General features: G+C 72.4%; 14 protein-coding genes. 9 read left to right on the forward strand and 5 right to left on the reverse strand.

The window, feature by feature from the left end; genetic code table 11:
- Positions 1 to 14 precede the first annotated feature (14 nt).
- Positions 15 to 1,172 carry a glutathionylspermidine synthase family protein gene (locus E1285_RS33875; protein ID WP_132158662.1) on the forward strand — a complete coding sequence of 386 codons (1,158 nt, stop codon included), beginning with the start codon at positions 15 to 17 and terminating at the stop codon, positions 1,170 to 1,172.
- Positions 1,173 to 1,197: 25 nt separating this feature from the next.
- On the opposite strand, the gene E1285_RS33880 is transcribed toward E1285_RS33875, so the two are convergent.
- Positions 1,198 to 1,392 carry a DUF3046 domain-containing protein gene (locus E1285_RS33880; RefSeq protein ID WP_132158663.1) on the reverse strand — a complete coding sequence of 65 codons (195 nt, stop codon included), beginning with the start codon at positions 1,390 to 1,392 and terminating at the stop codon, positions 1,198 to 1,200.
- 9 nt (positions 1,393 to 1,401) lie between these two features.
- Positions 1,402 to 2,706: an alpha/beta hydrolase gene (locus E1285_RS33885; protein WP_132158664.1), complete on the reverse strand. Its 1,305-nt coding sequence runs from the start codon at positions 2,704 to 2,706 to the stop codon at positions 1,402 to 1,404.
- Positions 2,707 to 2,827: 121 nt separating this feature from the next.
- Between E1285_RS33885 and E1285_RS33890 the strand changes: the two genes are divergently transcribed.
- Positions 2,828 to 7,474 carry a DEAD/DEAH box helicase gene (locus E1285_RS33890; protein ID WP_132158665.1) on the forward strand — a complete coding sequence of 1,549 codons (4,647 nt, stop codon included), beginning with the start codon at positions 2,828 to 2,830 and terminating at the stop codon, positions 7,472 to 7,474.
- 6 nt (positions 7,475 to 7,480) lie between these two features.
- Here E1285_RS33890 and secA2 read toward each other — a convergent pair whose 3' ends face one another.
- Positions 7,481 to 9,826 (reverse strand): accessory Sec system translocase SecA2, encoded by a 2,346-nt coding sequence (gene secA2 / locus E1285_RS33895; RefSeq protein WP_132158666.1) that lies wholly within the window; start codon positions 9,824 to 9,826, stop codon positions 7,481 to 7,483.
- Positions 9,827 to 10,059: 233 nt separating this feature from the next.
- Here secA2 and E1285_RS48315 point away from each other — a divergent pair, with 233 nt between their 5' ends.
- On the forward strand, positions 10,060 to 10,191 hold the full coding sequence (locus E1285_RS48315; RefSeq protein WP_279510115.1) for a hypothetical protein: 132 nt from the start codon (positions 10,060 to 10,062) through the stop codon (positions 10,189 to 10,191).
- Between the two features lie 89 nt (positions 10,192 to 10,280).
- Here the strand turns inward: E1285_RS48315 and E1285_RS33900 are convergent, their stop codons facing one another.
- Positions 10,281 to 11,507 carry an ROK family transcriptional regulator gene (locus E1285_RS33900; RefSeq protein WP_132158667.1) on the reverse strand — a complete coding sequence of 409 codons (1,227 nt, stop codon included), beginning with the start codon at positions 11,505 to 11,507 and terminating at the stop codon, positions 10,281 to 10,283.
- Between the two features lie 253 nt (positions 11,508 to 11,760).
- On the opposite strand from E1285_RS33900, the gene E1285_RS33905 reads away from it, so the two are divergent.
- The 6 genes from E1285_RS33905 to E1285_RS33930 all read left to right on the forward strand — a co-directional run bounded on the left by E1285_RS33905 (position 11,761) and on the right by E1285_RS33930 (position 17,708).
- Positions 11,761 to 13,029 (forward strand): extracellular solute-binding protein, encoded by a 1,269-nt coding sequence (locus E1285_RS33905; RefSeq protein ID WP_132158668.1) that lies wholly within the window; start codon positions 11,761 to 11,763, stop codon positions 13,027 to 13,029.
- A gap of 34 nt (positions 13,030 to 13,063) precedes the next feature.
- A complete protein-coding gene (locus E1285_RS33910; protein WP_132158669.1) occupies positions 13,064 to 14,041 on the forward strand; it encodes a sugar ABC transporter permease in 978 nt (325 codons plus the stop codon).
- Positions 14,038 to 14,880 carry a carbohydrate ABC transporter permease gene (locus E1285_RS33915; RefSeq protein WP_132158670.1) on the forward strand — a complete coding sequence of 281 codons (843 nt, stop codon included), beginning with the start codon at positions 14,038 to 14,040 and terminating at the stop codon, positions 14,878 to 14,880. Before E1285_RS33910 ends, E1285_RS33915 begins: the two co-directional genes overlap by 4 nt.
- Entirely contained in the window at positions 14,877 to 16,337 is a 1,461-nt protein-coding gene (locus E1285_RS33920; protein WP_243723238.1) for a glycoside hydrolase family 3 N-terminal domain-containing protein, read from the forward strand. The genes E1285_RS33915 and E1285_RS33920 overlap by 4 nt, the downstream gene beginning before the upstream one ends.
- Before the next feature lie 100 nt (positions 16,338 to 16,437).
- Positions 16,438 to 16,902 (forward strand): Rrf2 family transcriptional regulator, encoded by a 465-nt coding sequence (locus tag E1285_RS33925; protein WP_132158671.1) that lies wholly within the window; start codon positions 16,438 to 16,440, stop codon positions 16,900 to 16,902.
- 14 nt (positions 16,903 to 16,916) lie between these two features.
- A complete protein-coding gene (locus tag E1285_RS33930) occupies positions 16,917 to 17,708 on the forward strand; it encodes a DNA-formamidopyrimidine glycosylase family protein (RefSeq protein WP_132158672.1) in 792 nt (263 codons plus the stop codon).
- On the opposite strand, the gene E1285_RS46900 is transcribed toward E1285_RS33930, so the two are convergent.
- Positions 17,709 to 18,126: hypothetical protein (locus E1285_RS46900; RefSeq protein ID WP_207947008.1), on the reverse strand; the 418-nt coding region annotated here is incomplete at its 5' end.

The raw sequence follows: 18,126 nt of genomic DNA on the forward strand, positions 1-18,126 counted from the left end.
GGCGGGGGCTGATCGTGCGCCGTGTCCGTTCGACGCCCCGTGACGGCTGGGCCGACAGGGTGGAGGAGCAGGGCCTGGCCTTCCACCGCACCGCGCACCCCGAGCACCTGACCCGGCCCTACTGGGACGAGTCCGTGCACTACGCCTTCGACATGGACGAGGTACTGGCCCTCGAAGGGGTCGTCGACGAGCTGCACCGGATGTGCCTGGAGGTGGTGGAGCACGTCGTCTCCACCGGCCGCTACCACGCACTCGCCATCCCGGACTGGGTGGCGCCGCTGATCGAGGAGTCGTGGCGGCGAGGCGACCCGCACCTGTACGGGCGGTTCGACCTGCGCTACGACGGCCACGGGCCGGCCAAGCTGCTGGAGTACAACGCCGACACCCCGACCGCGCTGGTCGAGAGTTCCGTCGTCCAGTGGTACTGGCTGCAGGACACCCATCCTGGGGACGACCAGTGGAACTCCATCCACGAACGGCTCGTGGCCCGCTGGAAGGAGATCGTCCCGACCGTGGACGGCGGCCCGGCCCACTTCGCCTGGACGGCCGGTGACGAGACCGGCGAGGAGGTCATGACGATCGCCTACATGCAGGAGACCGCCGAAGAGGCGGGCCTGCCGGGCGTGGCGATCGCCATGGAAGACATCGGCTGGGACCCCGCGCGCGGACGTTTCGTCGACCTGGACGAGCAGGAGATCCGGACGCTCTGCAAGCTCTACCCGTGGGAGTGGATCGTCTCAGAGCCCTTCGGACGCGAACTCCCGGGCACGCCCACGACGTGGATCGAGCCGATCTGGAAGATGGTGCTGTCGAACAAGGCGCTGCTCGTCCTGCTCTGGGAGTTGTTCCCCGGGCACCCCAATCTGCTGCCCACGTACCTGAACACGCCGTCGAACCTCACGTCCTATGTACAGAAACCGCTGCTCGGGCGGGAGGGCGCGAGCATGCGCATCGTCACCCCGGACGGGAGTGAGCAACGCACCCAGGGGGACTACGGCGCGGAGGGGTTCGTCTTCCAGGAGTTCTGCGCGCTGCCCGACTTCGACGGGGAGCATCCGGTCCTGGGGGCGTGGGTCGTCCATGACGGGCCGGCCGGGATCGGTATCAGGGAGACGTCCGGGCTCGTCACAGACGACACGTCGTCGTTCGTCCCGCACCGCATCCCGCTGTAGCGGGGCGGCTGCCGAGGCTTCGGGTCTACCGAAGCCTCGAAGGGACGTCGAAGGTCGCGACGACCGCCTGCCAGACCCTCTTGGCGGGTTCACCGTCGGCGAATGCCTGTTCGATGGTGCGGCCGTCCAGCTCGGCCAGGACATGGTCCTTGGCCACGCTCCCGGCGTAGTTCTCGCCGAACTGCTGGTTCATCCGATCCCAGAAAACTGTGAGCCGCACCCTTCAACGCTATCCGACGGCGTCCCTCCCCAAGGACGGATGAGCCGAGTCGCGCTCCAGGGACTGCGCGACCTCGCCGGGGACCGCCGGTGCGGCGCCCTGCCGGTACTGCCGGTGCAGGCCGGTCAGGTGGCGCTCGACGCCTTCGATGACGCGGGCCGTCCGGTATGAGGGGAAGACGTCGAAGCCGTGCTGGGCGCCCTTCATCTCCGCGTAGATGACGGGCGCGCCGGAGACGCCGCGGAGCCGTTCGACGAATCGGCGTGCCTCGGCCACAGGGATGAGCGAGTCACGGTCTCCGTGGATGACGAAGAAGGGCGGAGCGTCCTCGCGGATGTACGTGACAGGGGACGCCTTGGCGTACGCCTCGTGGTTCTCTGCGAAGGGCTTCTTGACGATCATCCGTTCCATGAGGCGGGTGGCGCCCATGGGAACCGGCCAGGGTCCCGCTTCGAAGAGGTTGTAGACGCCGTAGAACGGAACGGCGCCCTGCACGGTTGTGTCGGCGTCCTCGAAGCCCGGCTGGAACTCCGGCACGTTCGCGGTCAACGCCACCATCGCCGTGAGATGCCCACCGGCTGATCCACCCGTCACGCAGAGGAAATCGGGGTCGGCGCCGTACTCCTCGGCGTGCTCCTTGTACCAGGCGACGAAGTGCTTCAGGTCGATCAGGTGCTCGGGCCAGGTTGCGCGAGGGCTGAGTCTGTAGTTGACGTTGAACCCCACCCACCCCTGGAGGGCCATGTGGTTCAGCAGGGGCAAACCCTGCTCGCGCTTGTCTCCGATGACCCATGCGCCGCCGTGGATCTGCATGAGCCCGGGACGGAGTTCGCCGCCGGAGCGCTCATTGAGGGTACGGAAGACGTCCATCTTCCGGCGCAGCCGCCCCTCTTCGTGGAACACGATGTTGCGTTCAACACGGACGCCCTTGCGGGGGATGAGGCACAGCGGCGGAACGACGAGATGTGCACGCGGGTAGCGGGGCGCGTCGTCCGGCTCCAGGTCGAGGGGCACGCCGCTGTCCCGCAGGGTGACGACCGTACGGCGTGTCGCGACGAGGGTGGCCGCGATGCCCGCCATGCCGAGGATCGCCAGGACGAGCCCGGTCCATCCCGCCCAGCCGTCCAGTCCCCCGAACGCCGCCGTCAGCGCGGTCGCCGCCGCCCAGGTGACGAGCACGTGCGGCGCCATCTCGATCGTCAGCCAGCCGCAGAAGAAGCTCGGCGCGAGCAGGACGGCGCCGCGCCGGGGGGCGTGCGCGTTGACCGCGACCAGGACGAACAGGATCCCGAGGGAGAGAAGGAGGTAGGGCATCGATACTCCCTTGGCGGCGGATGTCCTACCCGTAGACCCTGCCCGGACAAGTGCTTGCTTACAATGTGACGCGCACCACGTCGCCGCGCAATCTGTCAGACCCGGAAGGCACTATGGCGGCATGGGCGATGACGTGCTCGAACGCTTCTCCCCGGCGACCCGTGCCTGGTTCTCCGGGGCGTTCGCCGCGCCCACCCCCGCCCAGGCCGGGGCGTGGGAGTCGATCTCGAGCGGGGACAGCACGCTCGTCGTGGCGCCGACCGGCTCGGGCAAGACCCTCGCCGCGTTCCTCTGGTCGCTCGACCGGCTCGCCCACGACCCCGCGCCCGAGGACGCCCTGCGCCGCTGCCGGGTCCTGTACGTCTCGCCGCTGAAGGCCCTCGCCGTCGACGTCGAGCGCAACCTGCGCGCCCCGCTGACCGGCATCCGCCACGCGGCGCGCCGGCTCGGGCTGCCCGAGCCGGCCGTCCGGGTCGGGATGCGGTCGGGCGACACCCCGGCCGACGAGCGCCGCCGGCTGGCCACCAAGCCGCCCGACATCCTGATCACGACGCCGGAGTCGCTGTTCCTGATCCTCACCTCCCGGGCGCGCGAGTCGCTCCGCGGGGTCGAGACGGTCATCGTGGACGAGGTGCACGCCGTGGCGGGCACGAAGCGCGGCGCGCACTTGGCGCTGTCCCTGGAACGCCTGGACGCCCTCCTCGAACGGCCCGCCCAGCGGATCGGGCTGTCGGCGACCGTCCGCCCCACGGACGAGGTCGCGGCCTTCCTGGGCGGGGCACGGGCCGCGACGGTCGTCCAGCCGCGTTCCGACAAGGTCTTCGATCTCGACATCGTCGTCCCGGTGGAGGACATGGGCGAGGTCGGCCGGTTCGTCGACGACTCGGGCGCGGCCGATCCCCGTCAACGCAGCATCTGGCCCCATGTGGAAGACCGCCTGCTCGACCTCATCCAGGCGCATCGCTCGACGCTCGTGTTCGCCAACTCGCGGCGGCTCGCCGAACGCCTGTGCGGCCGTCTGAACGAACTCGCCTACGAGCGGGCCACCGGCGAACCCCTGCCCGAGGACCACTCCCCCGCGGCGACGATGGCCCAGGCGGGTGCGGGCAGAGGGGCGCCCCTGGAGATCGCCCGCGCGCATCACGGTTCGGTCTCGAAGGAAGAACGGGCCGGTATCGAGAACGCGCTGAAGGAGGGCCGCCTACCGGCCGTGGTCGCGACGTCCAGCCTTGAACTGGGCATCGACATGGGCGCCGTCGATCTCGTCGTCCAGGTGGAGTCGCCCCCTTCGGTGGCCAACGGGCTCCAGCGCGTCGGACGCGCGGGCCACCAGGTCGGCGCCGTGTCCAAGGGCGTCATCTTTCCCAAGTACAGGGGCGACCTCGTCCAGACGGCGGTGGTGGCCGAACGCATGCGCGGCGGCGAGATCGAGGAGCTGCGTTACCCGCGCAATCCCCTGGACGTCCTCGCCCAGCAGATCGTCGCGATGGTCTCCATGGACGAGTGGACGGTCGACGACCTGGAGTCGCTGGCCAAGCGCGCCGCCCCCTACGCCACACTCCCCCGATCCGCGCTCGAGGCGACCCTCGACATGCTCGCCGGGCGTTACCCGGGCGACGAGTTCGGCGAACTGCGCCCACGCGTGGTCTGGGACCGCGTGACCGGCGTCCTGCACGACCGTCCGGGCGCGCAGCGCCTCGCCGTGACCAGTGGCGGGACGATCCCCGACCGCGGCCTCTTCGGCGTCTTCCTCGTCGGCGAGAAGGCGTCCCGGGTGGGGGAGCTCGACGAGGAGATGGTGTACGAGTCCCGCGTCGGCGACGTGTTCGTCCTCGGCGCCAGCTCATGGCGCATCGAGGACATCACCCCCGACCGCGTGCTCGTCTCACCCGCCCCCGGGCAGCCGGGGAAGCTGCCGTTCTGGCACGGCGACACACTCGGCCGTCCCGCCGAGCTGGGCCGCGCGCTCGGCTCGTTCACCCGCGAGCTGGCGGCCCTCCCCGGCGACGGCGCCCGCGAGCGCGTCTCGGCCGCGGGGCTGGACGAGTGGGCTTCCGCCAACCTCGTCTCGTACGTGAACGAGCAGCGGGAGGCCACCGGCCACGTCCCCGACGACCTCACGATGGTCGTCGAGCGCTTCCGCGACGAGCTCGGCGACTGGCGGATGGTCGTCCACTCGCCGCTGGGCGCGCGGGTGCACGCGCCGTGGGCGCTCGCCATGGCGGGACGTCTGCGCGAGCGTTACGGCGTCGACGCGCAGGCCATGCACGCCGACGACGGCATCGTCATCCGCATCCCCGACATGGACGAGCCGCCCGGCCTCGACCTGGCCGTCTTCGACGCCGACGACATCGAGCGCATCGTCGTGGACGAGCTGGGCGGCTCGGCGCTGTTCGCGGCCCGGTTCCGCGAGTGCGCGGCCCGTTCGCTGCTGCTCCCCCGCCGCAGTCCCGGCAAGCGCATGCCGCTCTGGCAGCAGCGGCAGCGCGCCGCGCAGCTGCTGGCCGTCGCGAGCAAGTACCCGTCGTTCCCGATCGTGCTGGAGACGATGCGCGAGTGCCTGCAGGACGTGTTCGACGTCCCCGGCCTGGTCCAGCTGATGCGCGACATGTCGGGACGCAAGGTCCGCATGGTCGAGGTGGAGACGCCGGAGCCGTCCCCCTACGCGCGCTCCCTGCTGTTCCACTACGTCGGCGCGTTCATGTACGAGGGCGACTCGCCGCTCGCCGAGCGCCGCGCCCAGGCGCTCGCGCTCGACACCGCGCTCCTGTCCGAGCTGCTCGGCCAGGCCGATCTCCGCGAACTCCTCGACCCCGAGGCCGTCGCCGACACCGAACGCGAGCTCCAGCGCCTCGCCGTCGACCGCAGGGCCCGTGACCTGGAGGGCGTCGCCGACCTCCTGCGCACCCTGGGTCCCCTCACCACCGCGGAGGCGACCGAACGGACCCTCCCCGCGCACACCGGCCCGACCCCGCCCGACGAGACCGAACCGGCCGGCGGCGGCGACGGCGCGCCGGGCGCCATCGATGCCGGCGAGGTGGTCCGGGTGTCGCGGTGGCTGGAGGAGCTTGAGGCGACACGGCGGGCGATCCGCGTCAGGGTCGCCGGCGAGGAGCGCTGGGCCGCCATCGAGGACGCTGGACGCCTCCGCGACGCCCTGGGCGCGCCGCTGCCCGTCGGGGTCCCCGAGGCGTTCCTCGAACCGGTGGCCGACCCGCTCGGCGACCTGATCTCCCGCTACGCGCGCACGCACGGGCCGTTCCGGGCGGGCGAGGCCGCCGTGCGCTTCGGCCTGGGCTCCGCGGTGGTCGTCGAGACGCTGCGGCGGCTCGCGGGCGCGGGACGCGTCGTCGAGGGCGAGTTCCTTCCCGTGGAGAGCGTGCGGGGCCCGCTGACCGGCGAATGGTGCGACACGGGCGTGCTGCGGACGCTCCGGCGCCGGTCCCTGGCGCGGCTGCGCGCCGAGGTGGAGCCGTCCCCGCCGGAGTCGCTCGGGCGTTTCCTGCCCGCCTGGCATGGGATAGCGGGCGGGTCCCGGCTGCGCGGCATCGACGCGCTCGTCCAGGCGATCGAGCAGTTGCAGGGCGCGGCCGTGCCCGCGTCGGCGCTGGAGACGCTGATCCTGCCGTCGCGGGTCCCTGGCTACACCTCCGCCATGCTGGACGAGCTGACGTCCGCGGGCGAGGTCGTGTGGGCGGGCCAGGGCGGGCTGCCCGGCGGGGACGGCTGGGTGGCGCTCTACCTGGCCGACACCGCGCCGCTGCTCATGCCGGAGCCCGCGGAGGTCACCCTCACCCCGGCACACCAGGCTGTGCTGGACGCGCTCGGAGACGGGGGCGCGCTGTTCTTCCGGACGCTGTCCGACCGGGTGAACCAGGACGTCACCGCGAACGACGCCGACCTCGTCACCGCCGTGTGGGACCTCGTCTGGGCCGGGCATCTCACCAACGACACGATGGCCCCGCTGCGCGCCGCGCTCGGCTCCGGCCGTCCCACGCACCGTTCCCGGACGACCCGGCGCGGCCGTCCGGTCCTGCCGTCCCGGACGGGCCCGCCCACGGTCGGCGGCCGGTGGTGGCCGCTGCCCGGACGGGAGACCGCCGCGACGCTCCGGTCGCACGCCCTCGCCGAGGCGCTGCTGGAGCGGTACGGCATCGTCATCCGCGGCGCGGTCGCGGCGGAACGGACGCCGGGCGGGTTCTCCGCCGTCTACCCGGTGCTGCGCGCGTTCGAGGAGACGGGCCGCTGCCGGCGCGGCTACTTCGTCGAAGGGCTGGGGGCGGCGCAGTTCGCGCTGCCGGGCGCCGTCGACCGGCTGCGCGCGCTCCGTCCCGCCGCGGGCTCTCCCCCGGACGACATCGGCGCCCTCTGGGAGTCGCCCCGCAAGGCGGACGACCGTGCGCTCGTCCTGGCCGCCGCCGACCCCGCGAACCCGTACGGCGCGGCCCTGCCCTGGCCGGAGCGCGACGACGAGGTCGCCAGCGGCCACAAGCCGGGCCGCAAGGCCGGTGCGCTGGTCGTGCTGACCGGAGGCCGCCTCGTCCTCTACGTCGAACGCGGCGGCCGGACGCTGCTGACCTGGGACGACGACCCCGGTGTCCTGCAGCCGGCGGTGGACGCGCTCGCCCTCGCGGTCCGGGAGGGCGCCCTCGGGAAGCTGACCGTCGAGCGCGCCGACGGCGCGGCGATCGCGGACTCCCCGCTGGCCGCCGCGCTGGAGTCCGCCGGCTTCCACCCGACCCCCCGCGGCCTCCGCCTGCGCGCCTGACCGGGTTCAGCGGCGGCGCCCCTTGAACATGTTGATCAGGCCGCGCAGGGCGCGTTCGTCGAGGGAGCCGAAGGGGTTGTCGTGGACGAGGTACGTCCACGTCGCCGACGGTCGCTTGAGGTCGGCGGAGTCGAGGTCGATGCCGTCCTCGGTCGCGGTGAGCGCCTCGAACGCGGCGATCGAGCGTTTCCTGGCGTCGGCGAGAAGGCGTTTGCCCGCCGGGACGGCCTCCCGGTTGAACTCGATCAGCGGATCGAGCCCGCGGCCGAGGGACCGCAGGTGGATGCCCTCGCGGAGGTCGGCGAGGTAGGCGAGGTGCTCGGCCCAGCAGCGGTCGAGCTGGTAGAGGACGACCTGGCGCGCGGCGTCCGCCACGGCGTCCGCACCGGCGGTCTTGGTGAGTTCGGCGTGCCGTCCGGCGGCGTCCGCGGCCATGGCCCGGTCGGCGGCGTCGCCCTGGAGGACGGCGTCGCGCTCGGCGAGGAGTTCGCGGCGCTGCAGGCCGATCAGGTGGTTGTAGCGCCAGGTGTTGCGGTGCAGTTCGAGGTCGACGCCCTCGGCGACGCGCTGGGCGTGCCCGACGATCCAGTGCGCGCCCTTGCCGGTGATCAGCCCGTCGGCGTCCCCGGTGTCCTTCGCGTCCTCGTCGGGCGCGTAGCGGGTGACGAGGTCGTCCTGGAGGCTGGTGAAGAACACCGAGCCGCCGGGGTCGCCCTGGCGGCCGGCGCGGCCGCGGAGCTGGCCGTCCAGGCGGCTGCTGTGGTAGCGGCCGGTCCCGATGACCAGGAGGCCGCCCGCCTCCGCGACGCGGTCGTGGTCGGCGCCGCGGGCCTCGGCGGACGCGGTGCCGGGCGCGGCGGGGCCGGCGCCGGGCGCGGGGCTGCCGCCGAGGCGGATGTCGGTGCCGCGGCCGGCCATCTGGGTGGAGACGGTGATCGCGCCGTACGCCCCGGCCTCGGCGATGATCGCGGCCTCCTCGGCGTCGTTCTTGGCGTTGAGCACGACCCGGTCGAGCCCGGCGCGGGCGAGGCGGCGCGCGAGCCGCTCGGACTCGGCGACGTCGCCGGTGCCGATCAGGACGGGGCGGCCGGCGGCGTGCGCGGCGGCGATCTCCTCGACGAGCGCGACCTCCTTGTCGGCGGCGGTCGCGTAGAGGCGGTCGGGCTGGTCGTCGCGGACGCAGGGGGTGTTCGGCGGTATCACGGCGATCTGCAGCGAGTAGAACTCGGTGAGCTGCTCCGCGACGGCCATCGCCGTGCCGGTCATGCCGCACCGGACGGGGTAGCGCCCGATCAGCTCCTGGACGGTGATCGAGTCGAGGATCTCGCCGCTGGGGGACGCCTCCAGTGCCTCCTTCGCCTCGACCGCGGCCTGCAGGCCGTCCGGCCAGCGCTGCAGGAGCGCGACGCGTCCCCGCGACTCGCTGATCAGCTTCACGGCGCCGTCGCGGACGATGTAGTCCACGTCGCGGTGCAGCAGGACCTCGGCGTGCAGGGCCACGTTCACGGCGGTGAGGGTGCGCAGGTGCTCGGGCGCGTAGAGGTCGAGGTCCAGGACGCGTTCGACCTCGTGCGCCCCCGCCGCGGTGAGCTGGACGTTGCGGGCCTCCTCGTCCGTGGAGTAGTGCAGGCCGGGCCGCAGCCTGCGGACGAGGTCGGCGTACCGGGGGTCGGCGGCGTCGAGGTCGGCGGCGCCCGCGAGGACGAGCGGGACCATCGCCTCGTCCACCAGCACCGAGTCGGCCTCGTCGACCAGCGCGACGGCCGGCTCGGGCTGCACGACGTCGCCGGCGGCGGTGACGAGCCGGTCCCGGAGCAGGTCGAAGCCGATCTCGCTGACCGGCGCGTACGTCACGTCGGCCCGGTACGCCTCGCGCCGCTCGCCCGGCGTGGACGACTGCCCGACCCAGCCGACGGTCACGCCCAGCAGCTCGTACAGGGGGCCCATCCACTCGGCGTCCCGGCGCGCGAGGTAGTCGTTGACCGACATCACGTGGACCCGGCGGCCGCGCATGGCGTAACCGGCGGCGGCCAGAGCGCCCGACAGGGTCTTGCCCTCGCCGGTGGCCATCTCGGCGACGTGCCCGGACAGCAGGGCGAGGGTCCCGGTGAGCTGCACGTCGAACGGCCGCTCCCCCAGCGTCCGGCGGGCGGCCTCCCGTCCGAGGGCGCACAGCTCGGCCAGGTCCTCCTTCTCGCGGAGGGCGGACGCGGCGGCGGTCAGCTCCTCGTCGGACAGCTCCCCGGCCCGGGACTCGCGCTCGCCCGCCTCGGCCACCAGCGCGCGGAACGGCGCGAGGTCGACGCTGCCCGGTTTCTGGACGAGCCGCCGCAGCCGGTCACGCAGCGCCATGGCGTCCCCTCGGTTCCTCGGTCACGCTTCTCCCAACGGGCCGGTACGGTACCGCCTTCCCGCCCATGATCCCAGTGCGGAACCCCAGGTCGTCACCCACGCTCTCCACACATGGTCTGACCTCGATTTCATTCCTCCGGCGGATCCGCCGGACCCCTGGCGTTTGAGAACATCGAGTCATAACGGGGTTTGCGGTGGCGAGGGGAAAACGCCACCGCGGAACGGGGTTCACCATGACACCAACGGCACGCAAGGCCGCCGCCGACCGGCGCAAGCGCCAGATCATCAGCCGGACGGTCATCGACCGCGCTCTCAACGACCCGCGGCGCCACGAGCCGCGGGCCGTAGCGACGGCCGCCAAGTAGGACACCGCCAAGCAGGACACGCAGAGAAGCACGTCGACGAACACCACAGATGAGCGCCCCCGCCGCCCGGCGGGGGCGCTCATTCGCGTCTAGGCCGGACCCGTCGCCGAGAAGACGTCGTCGCGGGCCTGTTCGAGTGCCGCGTGCAGGGCGCCGCGCAGGACGGGATTGCCCTCCACGCCCGTCACGGCCACGGTGGGGCGGGTCGGGCTGATACGCCCGACGATCTCTTCGATGCGGGTGGCGAGCGGCGGCCCGCCCGCGCGGCCGAGGCTCCCCGACAGCACGACGAGCCCGGGGTCCAGGACGATGTTGACCGAGGTCACGCCGTAGGAGACGCGGCGGGCCAGTTCGTCCAGGAACGCGCCGCCGCGGGCCTCGTCGGCGGCGGCCACGCGGACGCAGTCCACCGCGGTCGGCTCGGCGATGCCGTGCTCGTGGGCGAGGGCGCGGACCCCGTCCGCGCCGACCAGGGCGCCGTAGCCGCCGGCGAGGGTCGGGATCCCCCAGGTCGTGGACTCGGTCACGCCCTCGTCGGCCGGGCCGCGCCGGGCGGTGCCGAGCGGCAGCGGCGCCCCGGGGACCGGCAGGTATCCGATCTCGCCGGCGCCGCCGGTGCGGCCCCGGTGGAGCCGGCCGCCCAGCATCAGCGACAGGCCCATGCCGCGGTCGAGCCACATGAGCGCGAAGTCGTCGGCGTCGTTGGCGGCGCCGTACGCGCGTTCGGCGATCGCGGCGAGGTTGACGTCGTTCTCGATCGTCACGGGACGGCGCAGGTCGGTCTTCAGCGCGGCGAGGACTCCCTCGTGCCAGGCGGGCAGGTCGAAGGAGAAATGGACGTCCCCGGACCGGGGGTCGATCACCCCGGGGGTGCCGATGACGAAGGCGCTCAGCCTCGACAGCGCGACCTTCGCCGAGCGGCAGGCCTTGACGACCGCGCTGTGCACCGTCTTCACCGGCTCGTCGGCGCCGTTCGGGTCCACGGTGACCTGCGCGACGATGTGCCCGGTGATGTCGGCGACGCCGGCGGTGACCCCGTCCGGCCCCACCTCCAGGCCGGCGACGTAGGCGCTGGACGGGACGACCGCGTACAGGGCCGCGTTGGGCCCGCGTCCCCCGGCCTGCGCCCCGACGACCGCGACCAGCCCGCGGTTCTCCAGCCTCGACAGCAGTTGGGACGCGGTCACCTTGGACAGCCCGGTGTGCTCGCCGATCTGTGCGCGGGTCAGCGGGCCCTGCCCGACGAGCAGGTCCAGCGCCGCGCGGTCGTTGAGCTCACGCAGCAGCCTCGGCGTTCCCGGGCGGTTGGCGGCCATGCGTACCCCTCGATGTCTCAATCCGCTAACGAGCAGTTTTGTTTAGGAAAGTTTCTTGTTAGTTTACGCCCAGGCGCCGACCGGTCCGCACCCCGGGCAGGGGGCGCCCGCAGAGCGCCGACTGGCGAGCAGGGCGCCCGCGTGCGATGCGAACGCGAGAGGGGCATGGCTGGGACCCTAAAGGGTCCGCGCCGCGCCCACTCGCACCGCGGGCCACGAGGCCGCGCGAGGCGACGCCGGAAAGGATCCCCCAGTGAAGTACATCAAGGTTGCCGCCGCGGCGGCCGCGATCGCCCTGGCCGCCACGGCCTGCGGCGGCGACGACGATGGCGGCGAGGGCGCGGGCAAGGACCCCGCGCAGCTCAAAGTCTGGATGATGGGCGAAGGAACCCCCGAGCAGACCAAGTTCCTGGACGGCGTGGAGGCCGACTTCAAGGCCGAGCACCCCGGCACCGACGTCCAGATCAAGTACGTGCCGTGGCCCCAGGTCGCCACCACGTTCCAGAAGGCCGCCGCCGGCGGCGAAGGCCCGGACGTGACCGAGATCGGCAACACCGACGTCCAGTCCCACATCGCGCAGGGCAGCCTCGCCGACATCACCGACGAGTTCGGAGGCTGGGCCGACGGCAAGACGCTCAACAAGACCGCGCTCGGCAACGACCAGGCGGACGGCAAGACCTACGCGGTGCCGTGGTACGGCGGCGTGCGGGGCGTCTGGTACCGCACCGACTGGTTCGATGAGCTGAAGATCCAGACGCCGAAGAACTGGGCCGAGCTGACCGCCGCGGCGAAGAAGATCCAGGACTCCAAGGACGTCCCGGGCATCGGCGTCCCGAGCGACCAGACCAACGCGCTGCTCAGCTTCATCTGGGGCAACAACGGCTCCGTGGCCGTCCAGGAGAACGGCGAGTGGAAGGGCGCGCTCGACCAGCCGCAGGCCGTCGAGGCGGCGAACTACTACGCCGGCCTCGTCTCGCAGGAGAAGGTCGCGCCCGAGAAGTACATCGGCAAGAACGAGCTGGACGGCCCGCAGCGCGACTTCGCGCTCGGCAAGCTCGGCATGTACTTCGACGGCAGCTGGGCGCTCAAGGAGATGAAGAAGATCTCCGACAAGAACGCGGACAAGTGGGGCGTCTTCCCGATCCCGGCCAAGACCGGCGGCAACGCCCCGGTGATGGCGGGCGGCTCCGACCTCGGCGTCTGGGCCGACAGCGAGGCCAAGGCCGCGGCCTTCGACTACATCACGATCCTGAACAACGCGAAGAACGCCAAGGCGTGGGCCGACTACAGCGGCTTCTCGTCCATGCGCTCCGACGTGAAGTTCTCCGACCCGACGCTGGCGGTCTTCACCGAGATCGCCGCCAACACCAAGTTCCCGCCGATCACCCCCGGCTGGGCCGAGTTCGAGCAGTCCAAGAAGGTGCTGCCGAACACGATCAAGGCGATCATGCAGGGCGCGCCCGCCGCCGAGGAGATGAAGAAGGCGAACGAGCAGGCCGGCACCCTGCTCAACGCGTCCTAGCCGCCGCGCCGCACCTCAGCTGATCGGAACGTCCATGCTCGACACCGGCACCGCTCCCGCGGTGCGGGGGACGCCCGGCCGGAAACCCTCCGGCCGGGCGCGCCCCCGCCGCAGGCCCCGCCTCGGGCCCTACCTGCTGATCGCACCCACCGTCGTCGTGATCGCCCTCCTGATGTTCTGGCCGATGATCCAGATCGGGATCATGTCGTTCCAGAAGGTCGGCAACCGCCAGCTGCGCGGCGAGCCGGCCGAGCAGGTGGGGACGGAGAACTTCGAGAAGATCCTCAACGACCCGTTCTTCTGGCAGACCCTCAAGCACACGGTGCTGTTCGCCGTCGTCGCGGTGACGCTGACCCTGGTCATCGGGACGCTGGTGGGGCTGCTGCTCAACCGGCTCGGCAAGCGGATGTCGGCCTTCGTCGCGGGCGGCGTGATGGTCGCCTGGGCGACCCCGCCGGTCACCGCCGCGATCATCTTCACCTGGCTGTTCGGCTCGACCGGCGGCCTGGTCAACTGGACCCTGGACCTGATGCCCGACGCCCTCGTCGGCGGCGGCTGGAGCGACTACAACTGGTTCGCCAAGCCGCTGTCCACCTACACCGTCCTCACCGTGTGCGTCGTCTGGCAGGCGTGCCCGTTCGTGGCCGTGTCGGTGCTCGCCGGTCTGAAGAGCGTCCCCGGCGAGCTGTACGAGGCGGCCCGGGTGGACGGGTCGGGCCCGTGGCGGACGTTCTGGAGCATCACCTACCCGATGCTCAAGCCGATCTTCCTGGTGCTGGTCGTCATGTCGATCATCTGGGACTTCAAGGTGTTCACCCAGCTGTTCATCATGTCCGGAATGGCCAACCGCGACGCGTTCAACCTGTCGCTCTACGCCTACTCCGAGGCGTTCGGCTCACTGAATCCGAAGCTCGGCATGGGCTCGGCGATCGCGCTGGTGCTGACGATGATCCTGCTCGTCGTCACGGCCCTGTACGTGCGGGTGATGGTCCGCCAAGGGGAGACGAAATGAGACGTTCATCGTCGAGAAAGATCCTGCTGAACGCGACGGGGCTGTTCGTCTTCGCCATGGCGGTCTTCCCCGTCTTCTGGATGGCGTCGACCGCGTTCAAGCCCAACACCGAGATCTTCAGCACGACGCCGAGGCCGTTCCCGATCCACCCGACGCTGGAGCACTTCGACCTGGTGCTGAACGGCCGCATCGCCGAGGTCTCCTTCTGGGAGTACTTCCGCAACAGCGCGGTGCTGGCCATCGCCACCGTCCTGGTCTCGGGACTGCTCGCGCTGATGGCCGCGACCGCCGTGGCCCGCTTCCGCTTCCGGTTCCGCACCACCTTCCTGGTCATGCTGATCGTGGTGCAGATGGTGCCGCTGGAGGCGCTGGTCATCCCGCTGTTCCTGGACCTGAAGACGCTCGACATGCTCAACAGCCTGGGCGGGCTCACGCTCGTCTACATCGGCTTCGCCGTGCCGTTCGCGATCTGGATGCTGCGCGGGTTCGTCGCCGCGGTGCCGCGCGAGCTGGAGGAGGCCGCCGCCATCGACGGCGCCGGCCCGATCCGGACGTTCTTCACGGTCATGCTCCCGCTCGTCGCGCCCGGCCTGGTCGCGACCAGCATCTTCTCCTTCATCACCGCCTGGAACGAGTTCATCTTCGCCTACACGTTCATGAACGACCAGGACAAGTACACCCTGCCGATCATGCTGCAGTTCTTCTTCGGCCGCAGCGGCAACGCCTGGGGGCCCATCATGGCAGCGTCCACGCTGCTCACCATTCCCGTCATCGCCTTCTTCCTGCTCGTCCAGCGCCGCATGGTGTCCGGCCTCACCGCCGGGGCGGTGAAGGGGTGACGGCCGACGACATCGCGACCGGACCGGACACCGCCCGCCTGGCGCGCGGCACGCTGCTCCCGTCGTTCCCCGGGCCGGCCGCACCGCGCTGGCTGCTGGACGAGCTGGAGGCCGGACTCGCCGGCGTCACGCTGTTCGCCCTCACCGGCAACGTGCCGAGCCCGGAGTCCCTCGCCGCGCTCACCGCGCAGCTGCGCAAGGCGGGCGACCCGTTCGTGACGATCGACGAGGAGGGCGGCGACGTCACCCGCCTCGGCGGCCACCGGTCGGGCAGCCCCTACCCGGGCAACGCGGCGCTCGGCGCCGTGGACGACCCCGAGCTGACCCGGCGGATCTACCGCTCGCTGGGCGCGGAGCTCGCCGAGGTCGGCGTCAACTTCAACTTCGCGCCGTCGGTCGACGTCAACACCGCCGACGACAACCCGGTGATCGGCACCCGCGCGTTCGGCTCCGACCCGGCCCTCGTGGCGCGGCACGCCGCCGCGTCCGTCACCGGGACGCAGGAGGCGGGCGTCGCGGCCTGCGCGAAGCACTTCCCGGGCCACGGCGCGACCGTGGACGACTCGCACCTGTCCATCCCCCTCGTCGACGCCGGCCTGGAGCTGCTGGAGCGCCGCGAGCTGGTCCCGTTCCGGGCGGCGATCGAGGCGGGCACCCGCGCGGTGATGACCGGGCACCTCAACCTGCCCACGATCACCCGCGGGGTGCCCGCCACGCTGTCCCACGCCGCGATCACCGGCCTGCTCCGCGAGCGGCTCGGCTACCAGGGGGTGATCGTCACCGACGCGCTCGACATGGAGGGCGCGAGCGGCGCGATCGGCATCCCCGAGGCGTCGGTGCGGGCGCTCATCGCGGGCGCCGACCTGCTGTGCCTCGGCCCGAACGAGCACGCCGAGACCGTCCGGGCGACGCTGGCGGCCATCGGCGAGGCGGTGCGGACCGGGCGGCTGTCGCCGGACCGGCTGCGGGACGCCGCCGAGCGCACCGGCCGGCTCAAGGAATGGCTCGCCGGCCACTCCCCCGCCGTCGTCGACCGGGCCGCCGGGCTGGAGGCCGCCCGCCGCGCCGTCCGCGTGACGGGAGCGCTGCCCGGCTGGAACGGGCCGCCTCTCGTGGTCGAGACGGAGGCGACCGCGAACATCGCGGCCGGGCCGACCCCGTGGGGCCTCGGCCCGTGGGCGCCCGACGCCGTCCGGGCCGACGGGGCGGACGGCGCCGCGGACCGGGTGCTGGAGCGCGCCGCCGGGCGCGGCCTGGTGGTCGTGCTGCGCGACGCGCACCGGCACGCGGCCCAGCGGGCCCTCACCACGGCCCTGCTGACGGCCCGTCCCGACACCGTCGTCGTGGAGATGGGCCTGCCCGTCTGGCACCCCGGCTCGGCGGTCTACCTCGCCACCTACGGCGCCACCACCGCCAACGCCCAAGCCGCGGCAGAGCTGCTGGGGCTGGTTTCCTGACCCGTGGCGCGCCCGCCGGAAAGGCAGCCCGGGTCCGGCGGGCGCACCACGTTCACGAAGCGGAACCCGAGTGGTCCTACCGGCAAGGGATAATGCTTACATGCGATTGTCCGCCCGGGTCGACTACGCGTTGCGCGCCTCCGCCGAGCTGGCGGTCGCCGGGAGCCGCCCGGTGACCGCGGTCCAGCTCGCCGACGCCCAGCAGATCCCACCCAAGTTCCTGGAGAACATCCTCGGCCAGCTGCGCCGGTCCGGCCTCATCCGGAGCCAGCGGGGCCCCGAGGGCGGCTACTGGCTGGCGCGGCCGGCCGAGCAGATCTCCCTCGCCGACATCATCCGCGCCATCGACGGCCCGCTGCTCGGCGTCCGGGGTGAGCGCCCCGAGCACGTCGGCTACGAGGGCCCCGCGCGCTCTTTGCAGGAGGTGTGGATCGCGCTGCGAGCCAACGAGCGCGCCATCCTGGAGCAGGTCAAGCTCGCGCACATCGCCGCCGGCAAGCTGCCCGAGCCCGTCCGCAAGCTGACCGACGACCCGTCCGCCTGGGAAAGCCCCTCCTTCATCTAGGCCGGAGGAGGCACATGCCGGAGGGCGATGTCGTCTGGCTGACCGCCCGGCGCCTGCGCGAGGCGCTCGCCGGGCGGACGCTGACGCGCTCGGACTTCCGCGTCCCCCGGCTCGCGACCGCCGACCTGCGCGGGCGGACGGTCCTGGAGGCGGTGCCGCGGGGCAAGCACCTCCTGGTCCGCGTCGAGGGCGGGCTGACCGTCCACACCCACCTGATGATGGAGGGGCGCTGGCAGATCCGCCGCGCCGGGCCCCCGCCGCGCGACCACCGGGTGCGGCTCGTGCTGGCGAACGCGGAGTGGCAGGCGGCCGGCTACTCCCTCGGCCTGGTCGAGCTGCTGCGCACCGCCGAGGAGGACTCCGCGGTGGGTCATCTCGGGCCCGACCTGCTCGACCCGGCCTGGGACGCCGACCTCGCCGCCGAGGCGGCCGCACGGCTGGGCGAGCACCCCGGCCGCGCCATCGGCGAGGCACTGCTCGACCAGACCCGCCTGGCCGGAATCGGCAACGTCTACAAGGCCGAGATCCTGTTCCTGCGGGGCGTGTCCCCGTGGACCCCTCTCCGGGACGTCCCCGACCTGCCGGCGCTGGTGGAGCTCGCTCACCGGCTCCTGGACGCCAACAAGGAACGGCACGGCCACATCACCACGGGCGAGCTGGGACGCGGCCGGGAGCACTGGGTGTACGGGAGGGCGGGACGTCCCTGCCGGCGCTGCGGAACCCGGATCGAGCGCGCGAAACAACCGTCACAGGCAGGCGAGCGCGTCACCTTCTGGTGCCCCCGCTGCCAGCCCCCGCCCCGGTAGTCAGCCGGTGGTCACCGCGCCGCCCGCGACGGTCAGCCTGGCCTGCGGGCCGCCTTCACCGCAGTGTTCGCCGTTCGGGAACGTCGCCTCCGGGGTGACGTCGACGCGCCGTTCGACGAGCGTCCCGCCCTGGGCGTCGCTGAGCGTGAGCGTGACCTGCACCGGGCTCTTCGGCAGGTCCTGCACCTGAGCGAAACCGGTCTTGCCTCCGTCGGGCGACGCCGACGCTCCACAGGCGGCATCGGGCTCATCGCCCTCACAGTCCATCGGGACGCTCTTCGAGGACGCCCGCAACTCGATCCGTGGCTCCTGGCAGACCCCGTTCCAGCACACCCGCAGCGAAGCGGACGCGACCCGCGACGCATCAGGCGCCCTGACATCGACCCCCAGCCCGGAAGGCGACCCGATAGCCGTGCAC

Source organism: Actinomadura sp. 7K507 (genome assembly GCF_004348425.1).
Taxonomy (GTDB): Bacteria; Actinomycetota; Actinomycetes; order Streptosporangiales; family Streptosporangiaceae; genus Spirillospora.

Coding starts and splice junctions, on each gene's coding strand:
- E1285_RS33885 (WP_132158664.1), bottom strand. CDS start 2,706: ATGCCCTACCTCCTTCTCTCCCTCGGGATCCTGTTCGTCCTGGTCGCG.
- E1285_RS33890 (WP_132158665.1), top strand. CDS start 2,828: ATGGGCGATGACGTGCTCGAACGCTTCTCCCCGGCGACCCGTGCCTGG.
- secA2 (WP_132158666.1), bottom strand. CDS start 9,826: ATGGCGCTGCGTGACCGGCTGCGGCGGCTCGTCCAGAAACCGGGCAGC.
- E1285_RS48315 (WP_279510115.1), top strand. CDS start 10,060: ATGACACCAACGGCACGCAAGGCCGCCGCCGACCGGCGCAAGCGCCAG.
- E1285_RS33900 (WP_132158667.1), bottom strand. CDS start 11,507: ATGGCCGCCAACCGCCCGGGAACGCCGAGGCTGCTGCGTGAGCTCAAC.
- E1285_RS33910 (WP_132158669.1), top strand. CDS start 13,064: ATGCTCGACACCGGCACCGCTCCCGCGGTGCGGGGGACGCCCGGCCGG.
- E1285_RS33915 (WP_132158670.1), top strand. CDS start 14,038: ATGAGACGTTCATCGTCGAGAAAGATCCTGCTGAACGCGACGGGGCTG.
- E1285_RS33925 (WP_132158671.1), top strand. CDS start 16,438: ATGCGATTGTCCGCCCGGGTCGACTACGCGTTGCGCGCCTCCGCCGAG.
- E1285_RS33930 (WP_132158672.1), top strand. CDS start 16,917: ATGCCGGAGGGCGATGTCGTCTGGCTGACCGCCCGGCGCCTGCGCGAG.